The sequence below is a fragment of the Streptomyces corchorusii genome (genome assembly GCF_001514055.1).
Taxonomy (GTDB): Bacteria; Actinomycetota; Actinomycetes; order Streptomycetales; family Streptomycetaceae; genus Streptomyces; species Streptomyces olivaceoviridis.
This window is the reverse complement of the sequence record NZ_KQ948354.1, coordinates 185,419-205,360: the sequence shown is the minus strand read 5'-3', so window position 1 is coordinate 205,360 and position 19,942 is coordinate 185,419. Positions and strand designations below refer to the sequence as shown.

Below are 19,942 nucleotides of genomic sequence, written 5' to 3'. Positions count from 1 at the left end.
TGACCGCGGCAGATCGGAAGGGCAGCAGGCGTGACCGTCGACGACACGGGCTCCGGCGCTGGCGGGGACGGCCGGGTGGACCCCCACGCCCCCGAGACCGGCGATGACCCGCTGGCCCTGCGTCTCGAACAGCTCATCCTGGGCGCCGAGCGCCGCTACACCCCGTTCCAGGCCGCGCGCAGCGCCGGCGTCTCCATGGAACTGGCGTCCCGGTTCTGGCGGGCGATGGGCTTCGCGGACATCGGCCAGGCCAAGGCCCTCACCGAGGCCGACGTCCTGGCCCTGCGCCGCCTCGCCGGTCTGGTGGAGGCGGGACTGCTGAGCGAGGCCATGGCGGTGCAGGTGGCCCGGTCCACCGGGCAGACCACCGCCCGGTTGGCGGAATGGCAGATCGACTCCTTCCTGGAGGGCCTGACCGAGCCCCCGGAACCGGGGATGACCCGCACCGAGGTGACGTACCCGATCGTCGAGCTGCTCCTGCCCGAGCTGGAGGAGTTCCTCGTCTACGTCTGGCGGCGCCAGCTCGCCGCGTCGGCCGGCCGGGTCGTGCAGACCGCCGACGACGAGGAGATGGTCGACCGGCGGCTCGCCGTCGGCTTCGCCGACCTCGTCGGCTTCACCCGGCTCACCCGCCGCATGGAGGAGGAGGAGCTCGGCGAGCTGGTCGAGGCGTTCGAGACGACCGCGGCCGATCTGGTGGCGGCGCGCGGCGGCCGGCTCATCAAGACCCTCGGGGACGAGGTGCTGTACGCGGCGGACGACGCCGGTGTGGCCGCGGACATCGCGCTGCGGCTGGTGGAGACGCTGGCGAACGACGAGACGATGCCCGAGCTGCGCGTCGGCATGGCGTTCGGCACGGTGACCACCCGCATGGGCGATGTGTTCGGTACGACGGTGAACCTGGCCTCCCGGCTGACCTCGATAGCCCCGCGCGACGCCGTCCTCGTGGACAGCGCGTTCGCCGAGGAGCTGATCCGCAGCGGCGAGGCGCCCGCCTCGGAGGCGGAGGCGGCGGAGGCCGCGGCGGCGGCCGAGAAGGAGGGCGAGGACCCGCCGGTGTACCGCTTCGCGCTCCAGCCGATGTGGCAGCGCCCGGTGCGCGGCCTCGGCGTGGTGGAGCCGTGGCTGCTCACCCGCCGCGACGGCCAGCCGTAGCTGCCGGCCGCCGGGGACTGTCGCCGAGGACGTCCACGCACAGCCCGATCACCGGCACGCACACCCCGCCCGGACGGGGCTCGGGCTCCGCCGGGCCGTGGCTCGGTGACGGAGTCGGTGTGGAGGTCGCCGGGGCCGGACGCGGGGCGGACGCCGTCGGCGCGGGCGGCCGGGACGTGGCGCTCGGCGGGCCCGGGGTCCGGCTCGTCCGGGCGGTCGGTACGGCGGTGCCGCCGGACGCTGTCGTGGCCGTGCCCGGGCCCGGTGCCGCCGTACGGACCGGGGAGCCGGTGCGCGTCGGCGCGAGGCTCCTGCCGCCCATGGCGGAGGTCGCCGACGGCAGTGCGGTCGGGGCGGCGGCGATGGTGGCCGCGGCGTCGGCGGAGCGGTCCGCGGACCCGCCGCCCGCGCCGAGCCGGGGCTCGGCCTCCGCCGTGCCCGGCGCGCCGACTCCCGCGTCCGGGGCGGCCCGGACCAGGCTGAGCACGCCCGCGGCCAGGGCGAGGCCGCCGGCCGCGAGCAGCACCTTGCGCGGCCGGGGCTTGCGATGCCGGCCGCGCCGTACTCCCGGCGTACGCTCCGGCGCGCTCTCCCGCTCCGCACCGGAGTGCGCAGGTATCGGTGTCATGGGTCCCGGACGCTATGCGTTCGTGTGGGCGGTGTGCGGGGAGAAGGCCGGGATGTCACTCGAACGGGTGTAGCCCCCTGGACTTCACGAGCGGGGGCCCGGCTGCGATGATCGGGCCGACGGCAGTTAACCCGCGTTAACCGGAGGGTGTCATGAGCGAGGAGCGGTTCGGGGAGTTCGTGCTGGTGCGGCGGCACGGGCACGTCGCGGAGCTGGTGCTGGACCGGCCCAAGGCGATGAACGCGGTCTCCACGGAGATGGCCCGCTCCCTCGCGGGCGCCTGCGCCGCGATCTCCGCCGACCGGGACGCCCGGGTGGTCGTCCTGACCTCGTCGCACGAACGGGCGTTCTGCGTGGGGGCGGACCTGAAGGAGCGGAACTCCTTCACGGACGCCGACCTGGTACGGCAGCGGCCGGTGGCGCGCGGGGCGTACACCGGGGTGCTGGAGCTGCCGATGCCGACGATCGCGGCGGTGCACGGCTTCGCGCTGGGCGGCGGGTTCGAGCTGGCGCTGTCCTGCGACCTGATCGTGGCGGACCGTACGGCCGTGGTGGGGCTGCCGGAGGTGTCCGTGGGCGTGATCCCGGGCGGCGGCGGCACCCAGCTGCTGCCCCGGCGGGTCGGCGCGGCCCGCGCGGCGGAGCTGATCTTCTCGGCGCGGCGCGTGGAGGCGGCGGAGGCGGCCGGGCTGGGGCTGGTGGACCGGCTGGTGGAGCCCGGCCGGGACCGCGAGGAGGCACTGGCGCTGGCCGAGCGGATCGCCGGGAACTCGCCGGTGGGGCTGCGGGCGGCGAAGCGGGCGCTGCGCCTGGGCCACGGGCTGGACCTGCGGGCAGGGCTGGAGGTGGAGGACGCGGCCTGGCGCTCGGTGGCCTTCTCGGGCGACCGGGCGGAAGGAGTGGCAGCCTTCAACGAAAAGCGCAAGCCGCAGTGGCCGGGGGAGTAAGAGCCCCCGAAGAGCCGCGGGAAACTGCGCGACCAGCCACAGCGCACCGGTACCCGGCAACGGCCCTGGCCCCCGAGCCACATGCCGCATGCCGCAGCGCACCCGCACCCGGCAACGGTCCGGGCCCCGAAGGGGCGCGGGGAACTGCGCGACCAACCACAGCGCACCCGCACCCGGCAACGGCCCGAGGTCCCGAGCCGCACGCCGCAAGCCACCACGCACCCGCACCCGGCAACGGCCCGGCCCCCCGAGCCGCATGCCGCACGCCGCAGCGCACGCGGCGCAGCGCACCGCCCGCCACCTGATCGCCGCACTCACACCCCCAAACCGCCCATTCCTCCCTAACCTGGAGTAATGGGTGAGGACAAGCGGCTGACCGCAGTCGTGGCGCTGGCGCAGGGCATGGCGGCGGCGCACACCCCGCGGGAGTGCTGGCAGGCCGCCGCCCTCGGCGCCTGCCACGCGCTGGACGGCAGCTTCGCCGCGCTGTCGGTGTGGGAACGCGAACTCGGCCGGCTCCGGGTCCTCGTGAACGTGGGCGACCGCGCCCCGGACGAAGAGGAGTTCCCGGAGGCCGAGACCTACCCGGTGCACCAGTTCCCGGAGATCACCGAGTTCCTGCACGAGCGGTGGGCCGGCGGCGGCGGTCCCAACGCCTGGGTGGAGACGGCCGAGGGCACGGCGAAGGGCACCCCCGGCTACTTCCACCAGCGCGTCGCCGCCCTGCGCCGCCGCGGTCGCGGCTGCTGCGTGGTCGCGCCCGTCGTCCTGCACGGCCGGGCGTGGGGCGAACTGTATGTGGCGCGGCCGGTCGGCGAGCCCCTCTTCGCACGGGCCGACGCCGACTTCGCGACCGTCCTCGCCGCCGTCGTCGCCGCCGGCATCGCGCAGACCGAGCGGCTGGAGGAGGCCCGCCGGCTCGCGTACACCGACGCCCTCACCGGCCTGGCCAACCGCCGTGCCGTGGACGTAGGCCTGGAGGAGGCCGTGGAGCGGCACCGGGCGGAGGGCGTGGTCGTCAGCCTGGTCGTCTGCGACCTCAACGGGCTCAAGCGGGTCAACGACACCCTCGGGCACGCCGTCGGCGACCGCCTGCTCGAACGCTTCGGCTCGGTGCTGTCGCTGTGCGGCGCGATGGTGCCGGGCGCGCTGGCCGCACGGCTCGGCGGGGACGAGTTCTGTCTGCTCGCGGTCGGGCCGCCCGCCGACGACGTGGTGAAGGCGGCCGACGAACTGTGCCGGCGGGCCGGTGAGCTGGAGCCGGGGGAGGGCGTCGCCTGCGGGGTCGCCTCGACCGAGGACGCCGTCGGGGAGGTGCGGGACGCCCGCCGGCTGTTCCGGCTCGCGGACGCCGCCCAGTACCGGGCGAAGGCGCTGCGCCTGGACCGGCCGGTGGTGGCCGGACGGGAGGGGCCGGACGATCCGGTCGTGCGGCTGGCCGACGCGCCACCGCCCCCGCGGGCCGAGCGGCGCCGGTTCCGCGGACGCCGGCCGTGAGGCGAAGCCCACACCGCGCGGTAAGGGGTGCTCCCGGTCCCCACTAGTGACACCAGGGCATTCAATGCGTACGCTCCTGAATATGGATATGCACACTGTGGTGGTGGGGACGTCCGGGGTCACCGCGTCCGACGTTCTCGCCGTGGCGCGCGGCGGTGCCCGCATCGAGCTGTCGGCGGAGGCGGTGGCGGCCCTCGCGGCGGCCCGGGAGATCGTGGACGCCCTCGCGGCCAAGCCCGACCCGGTCTACGGCGTCTCCACCGGCTTCGGCGCCCTGGCGACCCGGCACATCAGCCAGGAACTGCGCGCCCAGCTACAGCGCAACATCGTCCGCTCGCACGCCGCCGGCATGGGGCCCCGGGTGGAGCGCGAGGTCGTACGGGCCCTGATGTTCCTGCGGCTGAAGACCGTCTGCTCCGGGCACACCGGTGTGCGGCCCGAGGTCGCGCAGACCATGGCCGACGTACTGAACGCCGGGATCACCCCGGTCGTCCACGAGTACGGCTCCCTCGGCTGCTCCGGCGACCTGGCCCCGCTGTCCCACTGCGCCCTCACCCTCATGGGAGAAGGGGAGGCGGAGGGTCCCGACGGCACCGTCCGCCCCGCCGGCGAGCTGCTCGCCGAGCACGGGATCGCCCCGGTCGAGCTGCGCGAGAAGGAGGGCCTCGCCCTCCTCAACGGCACCGACGGCATGCTCGGCATGCTGGTCATGGCCCTCGCCGACCTCGACACCCTCTACAAGTCCGCCGACGTCACCGCCGCCCTCACCCTGGAGGCGCTGCTCGGCACCGACAAGGTGCTGGCCCCCGAGCTGCACGCCATCCGGCCTCATCCGGGCCAGGGCGCCTCCGCCGCCAACATGCTCGCCGTGCTCAAGGGCTCCCAACTCACCGGGCACCACCAGGACGACGCGCCCCGCGTCCAGGACGCCTACTCGGTGCGCTGCGCCCCGCAGGTCGCCGGCGCCGGCCGCGACACCCTCGCGCACGCCCGCCTGGTCGCCGAGCGCGAGTTGGCCTCCGCCGTGGACAACCCCGTCGTGCTGCCCGACGGGCGCGTGGAGTCCAACGGCAACTTCCACGGCGCTCCCGTGGCCTACGTCCTGGACTTCCTCGCCATCGCCGCCGCCGACCTCGGCTCCATCGCCGAGCGCCGCACCGACCGGCTGCTGGACAAGAACCGCAGCCACGGCCTGCCGCCGTTCCTCGCCGACGACGCCGGCGTGGACTCCGGCCTGATGATCGCCCAGTACACGCAGGCCGCGCTGGTCAGCGAGCTCAAGCGGCTCGCCGTACCGGCCTCCGCGGACTCGATCCCGTCCTCCGCCATGCAGGAGGACCACGTCTCCATGGGCTGGTCGGCCGCGCGCAAGCTGCGCACCGCCGTGGACAACCTCACCCGGGTCATCGCCATCGAGCTGTACGCGGCCACCCGCGCCATCGAGCTGCGCGAGGGCCTCACCCCGGCGCCCGCCTCCCGGGCGGTCATCGAGGCCGTCCGGGGCGCGGGGGTGCAGGGCCCCGGTCCGGACCGGTTCCTGGCGCCCGACCTGGCCGCCGCCGACGCGTTCGTGCGCGGCGGCGACCTCGTGGCGGCCGTGGAGAAGGTCACCGGCCCGCTCCGGTGAACGCGCGGGGGCCCCGGCACACCGGCCGGGGCCCCTCGACGCTACCGACGAAACGTCACTTCAGCTTGGCGGCCTGCGCCTTCACCACCGGAGCGGAGACCGTGTAGGCCTTCTTGCTCATCATCGCCCCGATGTTGATCGTGGTGTACGTGGCGAGGGTGTTCCCGTGCCGCACGACCTCGGCGTGCAGCGGCAGGGCGCCGTCCTTGCCCGCGTCGTTGGTCGCGGTGAAGGCCACCGACGCGTCACCGGTGCCCGAGGACTTCTCCTCGGCGACCTTGGTGAACGTGCCCTTTTCGCCGTCCTGTTCGCCGGAGAAGCCGCCCGCGCAGGCCTTGACCGCGTCGGAGACCGACTTCAGGGCCTGCTCGGCGCCGTCGCCGTCGTACGAGGCCAGGGTGACCACGGTGACGTCCAGGTCCATGGACTCGTTGATCGCGTCCTCGAACTTGCCGTCGGCCAGGTCGTCCAGGGACGTGGCGTCGTCCGTGGGGTCCTTCTTCTTGTCCTGCGTGGCCATGCGGCTGGTGTCCGCCGCCGGCTCACCGGGCGCGATGCCGGTGAACGCCTGGAGCACCGGCCGGCACTTGGCGTCGTCGGACGTGGCCTTGCCGCGGTCGGGGATGCCGCCCTCGACGGGGCCCACCTCGTACCCGGGCACGTCGCCCTTGGCGATGATCAGCTTCTTCAGTTCGGCGGCGCTCAGCGCCTTGGCGGCCGGCTTCGCCGCGTCCGGGCCCTTGGCGTCCCCGGAGTCCTTCGACCCCCCGTCGCCACAGCCCGTGAGGAGGGCGAGCGACAGCGCGCTCACAGCTGCGGTGGCGCACAGCCGCACGCCCGATGATCTCTTCATGAGCGAACTATGAGCGGGCTGTCAAAGTTTCGTCAAGGACGATTAAAAGCCCAGGCGCTCCCGGCGCACCGAATACACGACGAATCCGGCACCCACGGCGAGGAAGAGGCTGCCGCCGACGACGTACGGCGTGGTGTCGAAGCTACCCGTGTCGGCCAGCTCGGTCTCCTCCTCCGCCGCCCGGTCCGCGCCCTCGGCGGTCGCCACCGTGACGGCTCTGGCCTGTGTGACCTGCGACGGCGCGGACGTCTGCGCCGTCTGTCGCGCCGGGGCGTCCTGCGAGGCGTTCGCGGACGGGACGAACCACAGGGCGCACAGCAGGGTGCCCGCGGCGGTGGCGGTCAGCAGCGGACGGCGAGCGGATGACACGGAATATCGATCCCCTTGTGACGCTGGCGAATTGGCCGTGTGGGGCGATGTTAGTGAAAGGCGCGGGTCACAGGAAAGTCACGGGAGGTTTCGGCCGTACGCTCCCGCCATGAGCACAGAAGAGACATCACGTTTTGTGCGGCTTCGCGTGGAGCTGGTGCTGGAAGTACAGGACGACGACGAGGTGGCCAAGGCCGCGCTGCGCCGGATCGCCGCGGATCCGGAGCTCCCGGAGGGGGAGCGGGCCCAGGCCGAGGCCGCTGTGACGGAAGACACCGCGGAGGCCCTCGCGTATCTCGTGGACCCGTTCGACCTGGTCAGCGAGGTTCCCGGAGTGGAACTCCAGCAGGCGTCCTGGTCCAGCGAGCGGGTCGACTACGACCCCGATTCGCCGGACTGGGACCTGGACGAGGATGATGGGGCGGACGACGAGGAAGAGGACGGCATCGGCTGAGCGTCGCGGGGCACCCAGGACCCCGGACGGCAACCGCCGTCCGGGGTTTCGTCGTCCCGGGGGACGCACGGACCGACTCCCGCACCACCGGCACCGCCGCGGACGCGACCGTGTTCCGCGGACGTGGGATGCCCCACAGGACCATGGGCTGGGGAACGGGACGGGCCGGCCGTAGCGTTGACGGTTCTTGGCGGGGACTCTCTGGGTTATCGCGACTCGGCAACGATGGAGACGTTTGTGATGACGGACAGTATGCGGCGCAGGGGCCTGACGGCCGCGTCCGCTCTGCTCGGTGGTGTGCTGGTGCTGACGGCGTGTTCGGGCGGTGACGCCGACGCCTCCGGTGGCAAGGACACCTCGCAGGCCAAGGTCGACGAGGCGGCGGCCAAGAAGTCGTCGGAGGCGCAGATCACGATCACGCCCAAGGACGGCTCCAACAACGCGTCGATCAACAACTCCGCGGCCGTCACCGTGCGCAAGGGCACGCTCACCGCCGTCACGATGACCAGCCAGGACGGCAAGACCGTCGACGGCCGGCTGTCCGCCGACAAGACGAGCTGGAAGCCCAGCGTCCAGCTGGAGCGCTCCACCACCTACCGGCTCGCCGCGGAGGCCAAGGACTCCGATGGCCGCATAGCCCACGAGAACGCGTCCTTCACCACGGTCTCCCCGGCCAACAGCTTCATCGGCACCTTCACCCCGGACGACGGCGCCACGGTCGGCGTCGGCATGCCGGTGTCGATCAACTTCGACAAGGCGATCACCAACAAGGCGGCCGTGCAGAAGGGCATCACGGTCAGCTCCAGCAGCGGCCAGGAGGTCGCCTGCCACTGGTTCAACGCCAACCGCATGGACTGCCGCCCGGAGGAGTACTGGAAGGAAGGCTCCACCGTCACGCTGAAGCTCGCGCTCGACGGCGTCCAGGGCGCCAGCGGCGTCTACGGCGTCCAGCAGAAGACGGTCACCTTCCACATCGGCCGCAACCAGGTCTCGTACGTCGACGCGCAGACCAAGCAGATGAAGATCACGCAGGACGGCAAGGTCGTCAAGACCATACCCATCTCCGCCGGCTCGCCCGAGAACAAGACGTACGAGGGCCAGATGGTGGTCTCCGAGAAGTTCAAGGAGACCCGGATGAACGGCGCGACGGTCGGCTTCACCGACGACGACGGCAAGGGCGAGTACGACATCAAGGACGTGCCGCACGCCATGCGCCTGACCAACTCCGGCACCTTCATCCACGGCAACTACTGGGGCGCCCCCTCGGTGTTCGGCAACGTGAACACCAGTCACGGCTGCGTCGGCCTCCAGGACAAGAAGGGTGCCAACGACCCCAGCACGCCGGCGGCCTGGTTCTACAGCCACACGCTGATCGGTGACGTCGTGGTCGTCCAGCACACCGGCGACAAGACCGTCTCGCCGGACAACGGCCTCAACGGCTGGAACATGGACTGGGCGCAGTGGAAGGCCGGCTCGGCCGTCTGACGCTCCCTCACCCGCCCGTGCCGGTGCCGCCCCCAGGGGCGGCACCGGTTTTTTCACGGGCGCCCACCCGGCAGTCCCGAGCCCGGCCGAAGCCTTCTCATGCTTCTCTTATGTCGGCCTTATGGTGCCATCACGGTCCGTCCCTAGCTTGCGGCCATGTTCTTCACCTACCTGAGGCGCGAACTGCGCCGCCGCAGAAAGGCGGCCCTCGTCGTCGCCTCCGGCCTCGCGCTGGGCATCGCGCTGGTCATCGTGGTCAACTCCGTGTCCAACGGCATGGGGAAGGCCCAGGACAAGGTGCTCCAGTCGCTGTACGGGCTGGGGACCGACATGACGGTGACCAAGGCGGCGTCGGCGTCCACCGGTGACGCCCAGCGGCCCCGCTTCCGGTTCGACGCGCAGAACAACGACGACGACGCCACCCAGAGCAGCGACCGCGTCATGGTGCAGGGCTTCCAGACCCTGCCGGCCTCCACGGTGGCCGAGGTGGGCTCGCAGTCCGGCGTCTCGGACGCGGTCGGCGGCCTGAGCCTCCAGGTCCTCAAGGTCAGCGGCCAGTTCACCCGGGGCCGGTTCCAGCAGGACGAGAGCGGCGGCGGCTTCCAGCGGGGCGGCGGGACCGGCGGGCCGCAGGGTGAGGTGAAGGGCGGCGGCGCCGACTTCGACGTCAACAGCTACTCCGTGTACGGCACCGACGTCACCAAGCCCGGCCTCGGCCCGCTGACCTCCTCGAAGATCACCAGCGGCCGTACGTTCAAGGCGACGGAGACCGACGCCAAGGTCGTCGTGGCGGACTCCGCCTACGCCAAGGAGAAGAAGTACAAGACCGGTTCCACCGTCACCATCAAGGGCGTCACGTTCACGGTGATCGGGATCGCCACCGCCGACAGCGGTGACTCGGCCGCCAACCTGTACCTCCCGCTGAAGCAGGCCCAGACCCTCGCCGACGCCAAGGACAAGGTCACCACGGTCTACGTCGAGGCGGCCGACTCGAAGAAGATCGACAGCGTCAAGTCGGCGATCCAGAAGAACGTCCCGGGTACGACGGTCACCACCTCCGCCGACCTCGCGGACACCGTCTCCGGCTCCCTGTCCACGGCCTCCTCCCTCGCCGCCGACGTCGGCACGTGGCTGTCCCTCGCGGTGCTGGTGGCCGCGTTCCTGGTCGCCGGCCTGCTCACCTCCTCGGCGGTCTCCCGGCGCGTCCGCGAGTTCGGCACGCTGAAGGCGCTGGGCTGGCGCTCGGGCCGGGTGACCCGGCAGGTGGTCGGCGAGGCCATGGTCAACGGCCTGGTCGGCGGCGCCCTCGGCATCGCCCTCGGCCTGGCGGGCGCGTACGTCGTCACCGCCATCAGCCCCGGCCTCAAGGCCCAGGTGGGCGGCGGCACGGGCGGCGGCCTCGGCGGTGGCGGCGGCGGCTTCCCCGGCGGCCCCGGCCGGCGGACGGCGAAGACCCTGGAGGTCGCCCTCACGGCCCCGGTGAGCGTGACGACGATCGTCCTGGCGGTGGGCCTCGCGGTGGCGGGCGGCCTGATCGCGGGCGCGTTCGGCGGCTGGCGCGCGTCCAGGCTGCGCCCGGCGGACGCGCTCAGGCGGGTGGAGTAGGCCGGCCCACACCGAGCGCGCACCCACCCCGCAACAGATCCCGGAGCCCCCATGTACGAACTGAACAACGTCACCAAGCGCTACACCCGGGGCAAGGACACCGTCCACGCCCTCGACGGAATCGACCTCACCATCCCCGACGGGGACCGGCTCGTCATCCAGGGCCCCACCGGCGGCGGAAAGTCCACGCTCCTCCAGATGCTCGGCGGCCTCGACCGCCCCACCTCCGGCGAAGTCGTCCTGGACGGCACCGACCTGGCCAGGCTGGGCGAGGCCCGGCTGACCAGGGTCCGCAGCGAGAGCATCGGCTTCGTCTTCCAGTCCTTCAACCTCATCCCGACCCTCACCGCCCAGGAGAATGTGGAAACCGCCCTCGTCCCCCTCGGCATCAAGGTGAGGGAACGCCGTGAACTCGCCGCGGAGGCCCTTCGGTCCGTCGGCCTGGGCGAGCGCCTCGGCCATCTCCCCGGCGAGATGTCCGGAGGGCAGCAGCAGCGCGTCGCCATCGCCCGGGCCGTCGTGAAGAAACCCAAGGTGCTGCTGGCCGACGAGCCGACCGGCAACCTGGACGAGGGAACGCGGGACGAGATCATGGACGTACTCGAACGCCTCTGGAAGGAGCACGGGCTGACCTTCATCATGGTCACCCACGACTCCACACTGGCGAAGAAGGCTCCGCGCCTGGCCACACTGCGCAAGGGGAAGATCACCGTGAAGGAGAACGCGGCCACCTGACGGCGCATAACACGGTCCGATCGCGGTGCACTTCGCGGTTGTGTAACGGTGTCCCGGCCGCCGCGTAACAGTTTCCGGGCGCGCTTTCTCACCGTCCTCTCATCTATTGAGCCCATTGATCACCCCCCGGCATACTGCGAGGTCCGGGGGGTTGACGGGCACGTGTGCGAGTCCACCCCCGACCGGGTGAATGGGGAATTCGCCCGGTACTCCATCTCCAGGGGGAGAACTTGCGCAGACAAGTGAAGAACGCGGCTGCGGCCACCGTGGCGACGGCCGCAGCAGTCGCCCTCGCAGCGGGTATGACCAGCCCCGCGTCGGCGAAGCCCGGCCGCGCCTCGGTGGCTGCCACCGCCGCCTCGAAGGCCGCCGTCAAGCACCACGTCACCCTGATCACCGGTGACCGCGTCGCCCTCGACGCCAAGGGCCGTGTCGTCGGCCTGGAACGGGCCAAGGGACGCGAGCACATAGCCTTCCAGGTCCGCAAGGCCTCCGGACACACGCTGGTCATCCCCGCCGACGCGGCCCACCTGGTCGCCTCCGGCACGCTGGACCAGCGCCTGTTCGACATCACCGAGCTGAACAAGGCCGCCACCCGCAAGGCCCAGAAGAACGGCCTGAAGGTCATCGTCGGCTACCGCGGCTCCGCGACCGCCGCCAAGGCCGACGTCCGGGACGCGGGCACCCTGCGCCGCAACCTGAAGGCGCTCAACGCGGACGCCGTGCAGACCCCGGTCAAGGACACCGCCGGCCTGTGGGACGCCCTCACCAACGGCGACCGGACGGCCTCCGGCATCGCGCACGTCTGGCTCGACGGCGTCCGCAAGGCCGCCCTCGACAAGTCCGTGCCGCAGATCGGCGCCCCCACCGCGTGGGCCGCCGGCTACACCGGCAAGGGCGTGAAGGTCGCCGTCCTGGACACCGGTGTGGACACCAGCCACCCGGACCTCAAGGACCAGGTGATCGAGTCCAAGAACTTCACCTCCGCCGCCGACGCCACCGACCACTTCGGGCACGGCACGCACGTCGCCTCCATCGTGGCCGGCACCGGCGCCAAGTCGGGCGGCAAGTACAAGGGTGTGGCCCCGGACGCCAAGCTCCTCAACGGCAAGGTCCTGGACGACAACGGCTTCGGTGACGACTCCGGCATCCTCGCCGGCATGGAGTGGGCGGCCTCCCAGGGCGCCGACGTCATCAACCTCAGCCTCGGCGGCTACGACACCCCCGAGATCGACCCGCTCGAAGCCGAGGTCAACAAGCTCTCCGCCGAGAAGGGCGTCCTGTTCGCGATCGCCGCGGGCAACGAGGGCCCCCAGTCGATCGGTTCGCCGGGCAGCGCGGACGCCGCGCTCACCGTCGGCGCCGTCGACGACAAGGACCAGCTCGCCGACTTCTCCTCCACCGGTCCGCGCGCCGGCGACGGCGCCATCAAGCCGGACGTCACCGCGCCGGGCGTGGACATCACCGCCGCCGCGGCCAAGGGCAGCGTCATCGACCAGGAGGTCGGCGAGAAGCCCGAGGGCTACCTGACCATCTCCGGCACCTCGATGGCCACCCCGCACGTCGCGGGCGCCGCCGCCATCCTGAAGCAGGAGCACCCGGACTGGGGCTACGCCGACCTGAAGGGCGCCCTGACCGGCTCCACCAAGGGCGGCAAGTACACCCCGTTCCAGCAGGGCTCGGGCCGCATCCAGGTCGACAAGGCCATCAAGCAGTCGATCGTCGCCGACCCGGTGTCGGTGAGCTTCGGCGTGCAGCAGTGGCCGCACACCGACGACAAGCCGGTCACCAAGAAGCTGACGTACCGCAACCTCGGCGACAAGGACGTCACGCTCACCCTGAGCAGCACCGCCACCAACCCCAAGGGCGCGGCGGCCCCGTCCGGCTTCTTCAAGCTCGGCACGACGACGCTGACCGTCCCGGCGCACGGCACGGCCTCGGCCGACTTCACCGTCGACACCAAGCTGGGCGGCACCGTCGACGGCGCCTACTCGGCGTACGTCACGGCGACCGGCGACGGCCAGACCGTCCGCACGGCCGCCGCGGTGCAGCGCGAGGTGGAGTCGTACGACCTCACCCTGAAGTTCATCGGCCGTGACGGCAAGCCCGCCCCGTACTACGAAGCCGACGTCGACGGCGTGGCCGGCCTGGCCAACGGCGTCTCGCTGAACCCGTACGACAAGTCCGGCACGGTGAAGGTGCGCGCGCCCAAGGGCACGTACATCCTCAACACCTCCGTGTACGGCGACCCCGAGGACGCGTCCAAGGGGGTTGACTGGATCGCGCAGCCGAAGCTGACCGTCGACAAGAAGCAGACGATCACCATCGACGCACGCAAGGCCAAGCCGGTGGACATCACCGTCCCGGCCTCGGGCGTGAAGTCCCAGTTCGCCTCGCCGGAGTACGACGTCACCATCGGCAACGGCCAGTACGGCTACGGCTGGTGGCTCGACTCGTACAAGAACTTCCGCAGCGCCCACCTGGGCCCGCAGCTTCCCGCCGGGACGCTGTGGCAGCAGTGGGACGGCCACTGGACCAAGGGCGCGACCGAGGAGTACGACGTCACCACCGGCGGCGCCGTCAAGCAGCTCGCCACCGGCTACACCAAGCACTACAAGACGGGCGAACTCGCCACGGTGAAGGCCCGGCTGGGCGCGGCGGCGAGCGGCAAGAAGGGCTCGATCGACGCGGTGGGCTGGCTGCCCGGCAGCTCCGGCGCCTCCTCCATCAGCATCCCGCAGAAGCTGCCCGGCACCCGCACCCTGCACCTGTCCGCCACGGGCGGCGTGAAGTGGGAGCTCCAGTTCGAGCAGGACGGCGGCGTCGACCAGGACGGCTTCCCGGTCGCCGAGGCCGGCTACGGGCTCGGCCAGTTCACCTTCAAGGGCGGCCAGACCTACACCAAGACGGTCAACACCGCCGTCTTCGGCCCGCACCTCGGCAAGGAGTTCGGCCTGTTCCGCGACGGCAACGAGATCTTCGGTGCGCTGCCGCTGTTCGCCGACTCCGCCAAGCACGCCGGGTCCTCGCTGTTCACCTCGGTGAACACCACGCTGTACCGCAACGGCACCAAGGTCGGCTCGAACACCGACCCGCTGTTCGGCGAGGCCACCTTCAAGGTGCCCTCCGGTGACGCGGCGTACAAGCTGACCACCTCGGTCAAGCGGTCCGCGAAGGTGTCGGAGGCCTCGACGCGCATCGACGCGGCCTGGACCTTCCGCTCCAAGAAGCCGGCGGACTTCGCCAAGCTCCCCGCCTCCGCGCCGCACTTCGGCGCCACGACCGGCCTGGACAGCCGTGTCACGGCCGGCAAGACGGTCACCTTCCCGGTCACCGTCGAGGGCTCCGCCGCCGGCGGCAACCTGAAGTCCCTCGCCGTCTACGTCTCCTACGACGGCAAGAACTTCAAGAAGGTCACCGTCAAGAACGGCAAGATCACGGTGAAGAACCCGGCGAAGAACAAGGCGATCTCGTTCCGCGCCAACATCACCGACAAGAAGGGCAACACGTCGGCGATCACGATCTACAACGCGTACTTCGGCAAGTAGGCCGGAGCGCGGTAGGCCGTAACGCTCCTTGACGAGGGGTGCACCGGAGGACAGCCTCCGGTGCACCCCTCAGCGCGTTGCAGCGCGGGCCGCGTCGGCGCCCCAGCTCGCCAGGAGACGGAGGGAGTCCGCGGAGGGGGAGCCCGGGTCGGCGTGATACGTGACCAGGGACTGCTCCGAGCCGTCCGTCAGGCGGAAACTCTCGAAGTTCAGGGCCAGGTCACCCACCAGGGGGTGGTGCAGCTGCTTGACGCCGTGGCTCTTCTCCTTGACGTCGTGCGTCGCCCACAGCCGGCGGAACTCCTCGCTCTTGACGGACAGCTCACCCACCAGGACCGACAGACGGGCGTCGTCCGGATCACACCCCGCGTCCATGCGCAGGGCGCACACGATGTCGATCGCCTTCTGCTCCCAGTCGACGAACAGCTCGCGGTAGGCGGGGCGCAGGAAGACCAGCCGCGCCCAGTTCCGCTCGCCGGGCGGCAGCTCCCCCCAGTCACCGAAGAGGGCCGCCGCCATCCGGTTCCAGGCGAGGATCTCCGAGCGCCGGCCCACCACGTACGCCGGTACGCCCTCCATGGTGTCCAGCAACTGCCGCAGCGCCCCCCGCACCTGCTGCTGCCGTGCCGCCGGCTTCTTCTTGTGCGCCTTCGGCTTGGCCAGGTGGGTCAGGTGCGCGTGCTCGGCGTCCGACAGCCGCAGCGCCCGCGCGATCGAGCCCAGCACCTCGGCCGAGACGTTCCGGCCGTTGCCCTGCTCAAGGCGGGTGTAGTACGCCACCGACACCCCGGCCAGCTGCGCCAGCTCCTCACGGCGCAGCCCCGGCACCCGGCGGTGCCGTCCGAAGGCGGCCAGTCCCACGTCCTCGGGCTTCAGCCGGGCCCGCCGGCTGCGCAGGAACTCGCTCAGCTCCGCCCGCCGGTCCAAGGGCCGGCCGGTGACCACGCTCGCGTCCGGCCGCTCGTCCCTGCTGTCCATACGTCCAGTATTCCTGGTCGTAGGCGCAGGAGCCTGACCCCGCCAGTGGTAGGCACCGCCGTCGTACGCAAAGGCGTGGTCTGGGTGGGCGGCGCCTCGCGCGGCAGCCTGGAGACCGTGCCCGGCGGAAAGGCAGCCGGGCGCGAGACCCCCACGAGGAGATCCTCCGCATGACCACTGTTGCCGCATACGCCGCGCCCGCCGCCAAGGCCCCGCTGGAGCGGACGACCATCGAGCGACGCGCGGTCGGCGAGTACGACGTTCTGATCGACATCAAGTTCGCCGGTATCTGCCACTCCGACATCCACCAGGCCCGCGAGGGCTGGGGCGAGGCGATCTTCCCGATGGTCCCCGGCCACGAGATCGCCGGCGTGGTCGCCGAGGTCGGCCCCGGCGTGACCAGGTTCCAGGTCGGCGACCGGGTCGGGGTCGGCTGCATGGTCGACTCCTGCCGCGAGTGCGAGAACTGTCTGCGAGGCGAGGAGCAGTACTGCCTCAACGGCATGGTCGGCACCTACAACGCCGTCGGCAAGGACGGCGAGCCCACCTACGGCGGCTACTCCGAGAAGATCGTCGTCGACGAGAACTACGTCCTCCGCATCCCCGACGGGCTGTCCCTGGACGTCGCCGCGCCGCTGCTGTGCGCGGGCATCACCACGTACTCCCCGCTGAGCCACTGGAACGCGGGCCCCGGCAAGAAGGTCGCGATCGTCGGCCTCGGCGGTCTCGGCCACATGGCCGTCAAGATCGCGCACGCCATGGGCGCCGAGGTGACGGTGCTGTCCCAGTCCCTGCGCAAGAAGGACGACGGGCTGAAGCTGGGCGCCGACCACTACTACGCCACCAGCGACCCGAAGACCTTCGAGGAGCTGGCCGGCACCTTCGACCTGATCGTGTCGACCGTGTCCGCGCCGATGGACTTCGGCGCGCTGCTGTCGCTGCTCAAGGTCGACGGCGCCCTGGTGAACGTGGGCGCGCCCGAGGAGCCCATCGCGCTCAACCTGTTCTCGGTGATCGGCGGTCGCAAGACGCTCGCCGGCTCCATGATCGGCGGCATCCGCGAGACCCAGGAGATGCTGGACTTCTGCGCCGAGCACGGCATCGGCGCCGAGATCGAGCTGATCAGCGCGGCCGAGGTCAACGAGGCGTACGAGCGGGTGCTGGCGAGCGACGTCCGCTACCGCTTCGTGATCGACACGGCCACGATCTGACCTGCGGTTCCCCCAGGCCGCAGTCCTGCCGGGGCAGCACTGCCGCAACGGCATCCGCCCTGCCGGACTGCGGCCTGCGGCGGATCGTCCGCCGGGTGCGGGCCGTCGTGGCCGTTCGCGCAGTTCCCCGCACCCCTTCGGGGGGCGCTACCCGAGAACGAAGCCCTCCCCGGCGCCGTACGCCCGCACCGCCACGCCTGCCTCGGGGGCGGGCCGCACCACGTGGACCCGTCCGGCCCCCGTCACCCGGGCCCGGCCGTCCCCCACCGTGAGCAGCGTGTTCTCGTCCACGGCGACCCCGTACGGCGCACGCCCCCGCGCGACCGCCGCCACCAGCCGCGCCAGCGTGCCCCACTGGGCCGCGTGCACGTCCACCGAGAACGGCACCAGGCCGAGCCCCGGGCGTACGTCGATCTCCGCCAGGTCCTCCCCGGTCTCCTCCGGGCACACCGGAACCCCGTCCAGCAGCCACCCGCCGACCACGGCCCGCCGCGCGGCCACGGCGGCACCGGCGGAGAAACCGGCGTACGGCAACCCGCGCGCCGCCAGCAGTGCCGGCAGCCGCTCCAGGCTGTCCGCGAGCGCGTCCTGGTACGCGGGCGTGAGCCCGCCGCACACCAGCAGCCCGTCGATCCCGTCCAGCGCGGCCTCCGGCTCGAACCGGCCGCCGAGCGGCACGAGCAACGGCACCGGTGTGCACGGCGGCCCGGCCTTCCGCAGCGCCGCCGTGTACCGCTCGAACTGCGCGGCCCCGTCGCCCTCGTCGAGGATCAGACACCCGACCCGCCGCTCACCGCCCAGCTCCCGCAGGAACGGCTCGTACACCTCGGCGTGGTTCCAGCCCCCGCCGATGAGAAAGACCCGGCTGCCCATACCCTCCCCTTCGCTCCCTGCCGATCCGTCTCGGCACGAGGGGCGAATCTACGGGGAGGGGCCAAGGGCCGTCGCCCGAATTAGCCGTCGCCCACCGGGCTGCTCAGGCTCGCGCGACCCCGATCGGGCAGGACAGGCCGGTACCGCCGAGACCGCAGTAGCCGGCGGGGTTCTTGTCGAGGTACTGCTGGTGGTACGCCTCGGCCGGGTAGAAGGGGCGGCCCTCCGCCGGGAGGATCTCCGTGGTGATCGTGCCGTAGCCGGAGGACGTCAGGACCTTCTGGTAGGCCTCGCGGGAGGCCTGCGCCGTGGCCGCCTGCTCCGGGGTGTGGGTGTAGATCGCCGAGCGGTACTGGGTGCCCACGTCATTGCCCTGACGGAAGCCCTGCGTCGGGTCGTGGGACTCCCAGAAGGTCTTGAGCAGGCGGTCGTACGAGATCTGCCGCGGGTCGTAGACCACGCGGACCGCCTCCGTGTGGCCGGTCAGGCCCGAGCAGACCTCTTCATACGTCGGGTTCTCGGTGTAGCCGCCCTGGTAGCCGACCAGAGTCGTGTACACGCCCGCCGGGAGCTGCCAGAACTTGCGCTCCGCGCCCCAGAAACAGCCCAGGCCGAAGTCGGCGACCTCCAGGCCCTCCGGGTACGGGCCGAGGAGCGGGGTGCCGAGGACGGTGTGCTGGTCGGGGACCTCGTAGGCGAGTGCGGGGCGGCCCTTGAGCGCCTGCTCGGGGGTGGGCAGCCGGGGCGTGCGGCCGAAGAGCATGGGGTCTCCCTCTCGGTCTGGGGATGGGGTGCCGGCGGCCTTGCCGACCGGCTCCCTCGACAACGACCCGGGGGCCCGCCGCATTCCGGTCAGGCAGGCGCCGGCGCGGCCTCCCGCACCGCCTGCACCACGGTGTTGCGGACCCGGCAGTAATGCCCGGCCATGTCGCCCCGGTAGCGCCACGGCAGCGCGTTCACATGGCCGTCCACCAGCTTGAACTGCTCCAGCGCCGCCTCGTTGCGGTCCTGGAGGTGCAGGTAGAACGCCAGCAGGTGCCGCAGCTCCGGCAACCGCGGGTGGGACGGGTCCGCCGCCGCGGCGTCCCGGAGCGCCGCCTCGACCCGGGCCAGCATCTCGGGCGTGTTGTCGGCCGCGGTGTCCTCCGACTCGTCGTGCTCGAAGTGCGCGATGAGCGGCAGCGCCGTCAGCAGGCTGCCCAGCGGCGCGTCGGCGGCGGCCCGCTCGGCGAACTCGAAGGCCAGCCGGCTTGAGCCGCGCCACTTCGCGCACCAGTACTGGAGGGCCGAGAAGTGGGCCTCGTAGTGGTGCGGGGCACGGGTGGAGATCTCCGCCCACAACTTGTCCATCTCGGCGTTCGGATAGCCGAGGCCCAGCGCCACCCATATCTCCGCGATGTACGGCGTCGGGTCGTCCGGGTTCAGCGCCGCCGCCCGGGTGATCTCCTCGCGGGCGGAGACCAGGGTGCGGTGGAAGCCCTCGGCCTGCTCCCGGGTCGTGTACTGGGCCGTCTTCGCGCCCCGCAGCTTCCAGGCGAGGATCACCGTGCTGCGCGCCCGGACGACGGCGGCGTCGGGATCGTCGCGCCGCTCGGCCTCCCACGCCAGCAGCCACGCGTCCTCCTCGGCCGCGCGGTCCGCCAGCAGGTACGCGAGCGCCGACCGGCGCTCCCAGTCCCGGCCGATCGCCGCGAGCAGGTCGGCGGCCGGCCGCCAGTCACCACCGCGCACCGCGGTGAGCACGGCGGTCCACTCCGCCGGCAGGGGCGCGGCGAAGTCGGTGTTCTGCCGCTCGGCGGGCAGCAGTCCGAGCTCCTCGGCGGCCTGTGCGGCTTCCGCGGCCTCCGTCGCCTCCGCGTCGTCGTCGGGGCTCGGGTGGAACAGCTCCTTCAGGAACACCCAGGCCAGCCACAGCGCGAAGATCAGCGTGGGCACGGCCAGGATGCCCAGGATCCAGAAGAGGACGGTCATCGGGGC

17 protein-coding genes are annotated in these 19,942 nt (G+C 72.0%); 10 read left to right on the top strand and 7 right to left on the bottom strand.

Annotated elements, in window-relative coordinates; translation table 11 throughout:
* Window positions 1–30 precede the first annotated feature (30 nt).
* Window positions 31–1,155: an adenylate/guanylate cyclase domain-containing protein gene (locus tag AQJ11_RS10930; protein ID WP_014674603.1), complete on the top strand. Its 1,125-nt coding sequence runs from the start codon at window positions 31–33 to the stop codon at window positions 1,153–1,155.
* On the opposite strand, the gene AQJ11_RS10925 is transcribed toward AQJ11_RS10930, so the two are convergent.
* Complete coding sequence (locus AQJ11_RS10925; RefSeq protein WP_244218192.1) at window positions 1,130–1,783, bottom strand: hypothetical protein; 654 nt, start codon at window positions 1,781–1,783, stop codon at window positions 1,130–1,132. The genes AQJ11_RS10930 and AQJ11_RS10925 overlap by 26 nt on opposite strands.
* Window positions 1,784–1,935: 152 nt before the next feature.
* On the opposite strand from AQJ11_RS10925, the gene AQJ11_RS10920 reads away from it, so the two are divergent.
* The 3 genes from AQJ11_RS10920 to hutH all read left to right on the top strand — a co-directional run bounded on the left by AQJ11_RS10920 (window position 1,936) and on the right by hutH (window position 5,854).
* On the top strand, window positions 1,936–2,730 hold the full coding sequence (locus tag AQJ11_RS10920; protein WP_059262914.1) for an enoyl-CoA hydratase/isomerase family protein: 795 nt from the start codon (window positions 1,936–1,938) through the stop codon (window positions 2,728–2,730).
* A 354-nt stretch (window positions 2,731–3,084) separates the two neighbouring features.
* Entirely contained in the window at window positions 3,085–4,227 is a 1,143-nt protein-coding gene (locus AQJ11_RS10915; RefSeq protein ID WP_059262913.1) for a GGDEF domain-containing protein, read from the top strand.
* Window positions 4,228–4,315: 88 nt separating this feature from the next.
* Window positions 4,316–5,854, top strand: coding sequence for a histidine ammonia-lyase (gene hutH, locus AQJ11_RS10910; RefSeq protein WP_059262912.1), 1,539 nt, complete (start codon window positions 4,316–4,318; stop codon window positions 5,852–5,854).
* Between the two features lie 55 nt (window positions 5,855–5,909).
* On the opposite strand, the gene AQJ11_RS10905 is transcribed toward hutH, so the two are convergent.
* Together AQJ11_RS10905 and AQJ11_RS10900 are read right to left on the bottom strand one after the other, a co-directional pair.
* Complete coding sequence (locus AQJ11_RS10905; RefSeq protein WP_244218191.1) at window positions 5,910–6,707, bottom strand: hypothetical protein; 798 nt, start codon at window positions 6,705–6,707, stop codon at window positions 5,910–5,912.
* Between the two features lie 42 nt (window positions 6,708–6,749).
* The gene (locus AQJ11_RS10900) at window positions 6,750–7,076 is read right to left on the bottom strand and encodes an LAETG motif-containing sortase-dependent surface protein (RefSeq protein ID WP_059262910.1); all 327 of its coding nucleotides are present in this window, start codon (window positions 7,074–7,076) and stop codon (window positions 6,750–6,752) included.
* Window positions 7,077–7,185: 109 nt separating this feature from the next.
* Between AQJ11_RS10900 and AQJ11_RS10895 the strand changes: the two genes are divergently transcribed.
* The 5 genes from AQJ11_RS10895 to AQJ11_RS10875 all read left to right on the top strand — a co-directional run bounded on the left by AQJ11_RS10895 (window position 7,186) and on the right by AQJ11_RS10875 (window position 14,903).
* On the top strand, window positions 7,186–7,530 hold the full coding sequence (locus AQJ11_RS10895; protein ID WP_175252246.1) for a hypothetical protein: 345 nt from the start codon (window positions 7,186–7,188) through the stop codon (window positions 7,528–7,530).
* Between the two features lie 240 nt (window positions 7,531–7,770).
* Window positions 7,771–9,015, top strand: a complete 1,245-nt coding sequence (locus AQJ11_RS10890) for a L,D-transpeptidase (protein ID WP_041665470.1) — start codon at window positions 7,771–7,773, stop codon at window positions 9,013–9,015.
* Window positions 9,016–9,171: 156 nt separating this feature from the next.
* On the top strand, window positions 9,172–10,620 hold the full coding sequence (locus tag AQJ11_RS10885; RefSeq protein WP_059262909.1) for an ABC transporter permease: 1,449 nt from the start codon (window positions 9,172–9,174) through the stop codon (window positions 10,618–10,620).
* Between the two features lie 51 nt (window positions 10,621–10,671).
* The gene (locus AQJ11_RS10880; protein ID WP_059262908.1) at window positions 10,672–11,355 is read left to right on the top strand and encodes an ABC transporter ATP-binding protein; all 684 of its coding nucleotides are present in this window, start codon (window positions 10,672–10,674) and stop codon (window positions 11,353–11,355) included.
* 242 nt (window positions 11,356–11,597) lie between these two features.
* The gene (locus AQJ11_RS10875; RefSeq protein WP_208616490.1) at window positions 11,598–14,903 is read left to right on the top strand and encodes a S8 family peptidase; all 3,306 of its coding nucleotides are present in this window, start codon (window positions 11,598–11,600) and stop codon (window positions 14,901–14,903) included.
* Window positions 14,904–14,972: 69 nt separating this feature from the next.
* Here AQJ11_RS10875 and AQJ11_RS10870 read toward each other — a convergent pair whose 3' ends face one another.
* Window positions 14,973–15,881, bottom strand: coding sequence for a helix-turn-helix domain-containing protein (locus AQJ11_RS10870; protein ID WP_208616476.1), 909 nt, complete (start codon window positions 15,879–15,881; stop codon window positions 14,973–14,975).
* Window positions 15,882–16,051: 170 nt separating this feature from the next.
* Between AQJ11_RS10870 and AQJ11_RS10865 the strand changes: the two genes are divergently transcribed.
* A complete protein-coding gene (locus AQJ11_RS10865; RefSeq protein WP_014674618.1) occupies window positions 16,052–17,092 on the top strand; it encodes an NAD(P)-dependent alcohol dehydrogenase in 1,041 nt (346 codons plus the stop codon).
* A gap of 147 nt (window positions 17,093–17,239) precedes the next feature.
* Here AQJ11_RS10865 and AQJ11_RS10860 read toward each other — a convergent pair whose 3' ends face one another.
* The 3 genes from AQJ11_RS10860 to AQJ11_RS10850 form a co-directional block, all read right to left on the bottom strand.
* Complete coding sequence (locus AQJ11_RS10860) at window positions 17,240–17,965, bottom strand: type 1 glutamine amidotransferase family protein (protein WP_059262907.1); 726 nt, start codon at window positions 17,963–17,965, stop codon at window positions 17,240–17,242.
* 103 nt (window positions 17,966–18,068) lie between these two features.
* A complete protein-coding gene (gene msrA, locus AQJ11_RS10855; RefSeq protein WP_014674620.1) occupies window positions 18,069–18,728 on the bottom strand; it encodes a peptide-methionine (S)-S-oxide reductase MsrA in 660 nt (219 codons plus the stop codon).
* A gap of 89 nt (window positions 18,729–18,817) precedes the next feature.
* Complete coding sequence (locus AQJ11_RS10850) at window positions 18,818–19,936, bottom strand: hypothetical protein (RefSeq protein WP_059262906.1); 1,119 nt, start codon at window positions 19,934–19,936, stop codon at window positions 18,818–18,820.
* Between the last annotated feature and the right edge of the window lie 6 nt (window positions 19,937–19,942).

Excerpts from the sequence above, each read along its gene's own strand:
- AQJ11_RS10920 (WP_059262914.1), top strand. The coding sequence starts at position 1,936 with ATGAGCGAGGAGCGGTTCGGGGAGTTCGTGCTGGTGCGGCGGCACGGG.
- AQJ11_RS10925 (WP_244218192.1), bottom strand. The coding sequence starts at position 1,783 with ATGACACCGATACCTGCGCACTCCGGTGCGGAGCGGGAGAGCGCGCCG.
- hutH (WP_059262912.1), top strand. The coding sequence starts at position 4,316 with ATGCACACTGTGGTGGTGGGGACGTCCGGGGTCACCGCGTCCGACGTT.
- AQJ11_RS10905 (WP_244218191.1), bottom strand. The coding sequence starts at position 6,707 with ATGAAGAGATCATCGGGCGTGCGGCTGTGCGCCACCGCAGCTGTGAGC.
- AQJ11_RS10880 (WP_059262908.1), top strand. The coding sequence starts at position 10,672 with ATGTACGAACTGAACAACGTCACCAAGCGCTACACCCGGGGCAAGGAC.
- AQJ11_RS10860 (WP_059262907.1), bottom strand. The coding sequence starts at position 17,965 with ATGGGCAGCCGGGTCTTTCTCATCGGCGGGGGCTGGAACCACGCCGAG.
- AQJ11_RS10885 (WP_059262909.1), top strand. The coding sequence starts at position 9,172 with ATGTTCTTCACCTACCTGAGGCGCGAACTGCGCCGCCGCAGAAAGGCG.
- AQJ11_RS10895 (WP_175252246.1), top strand. The coding sequence starts at position 7,186 with ATGAGCACAGAAGAGACATCACGTTTTGTGCGGCTTCGCGTGGAGCTG.
- AQJ11_RS10865 (WP_014674618.1), top strand. The coding sequence starts at position 16,052 with ATGACCACTGTTGCCGCATACGCCGCGCCCGCCGCCAAGGCCCCGCTG.
- msrA (WP_014674620.1), bottom strand. The coding sequence starts at position 18,728 with ATGCTCTTCGGCCGCACGCCCCGGCTGCCCACCCCCGAGCAGGCGCTC.
- AQJ11_RS10915 (WP_059262913.1), top strand. The coding sequence starts at position 3,085 with ATGGGTGAGGACAAGCGGCTGACCGCAGTCGTGGCGCTGGCGCAGGGC.
- AQJ11_RS10890 (WP_041665470.1), top strand. The coding sequence starts at position 7,771 with ATGACGGACAGTATGCGGCGCAGGGGCCTGACGGCCGCGTCCGCTCTG.
- AQJ11_RS10850 (WP_059262906.1), bottom strand. The coding sequence starts at position 19,936 with ATGACCGTCCTCTTCTGGATCCTGGGCATCCTGGCCGTGCCCACGCTG.
- AQJ11_RS10870 (WP_208616476.1), bottom strand. The coding sequence starts at position 15,881 with ATGGACAGCAGGGACGAGCGGCCGGACGCGAGCGTGGTCACCGGCCGG.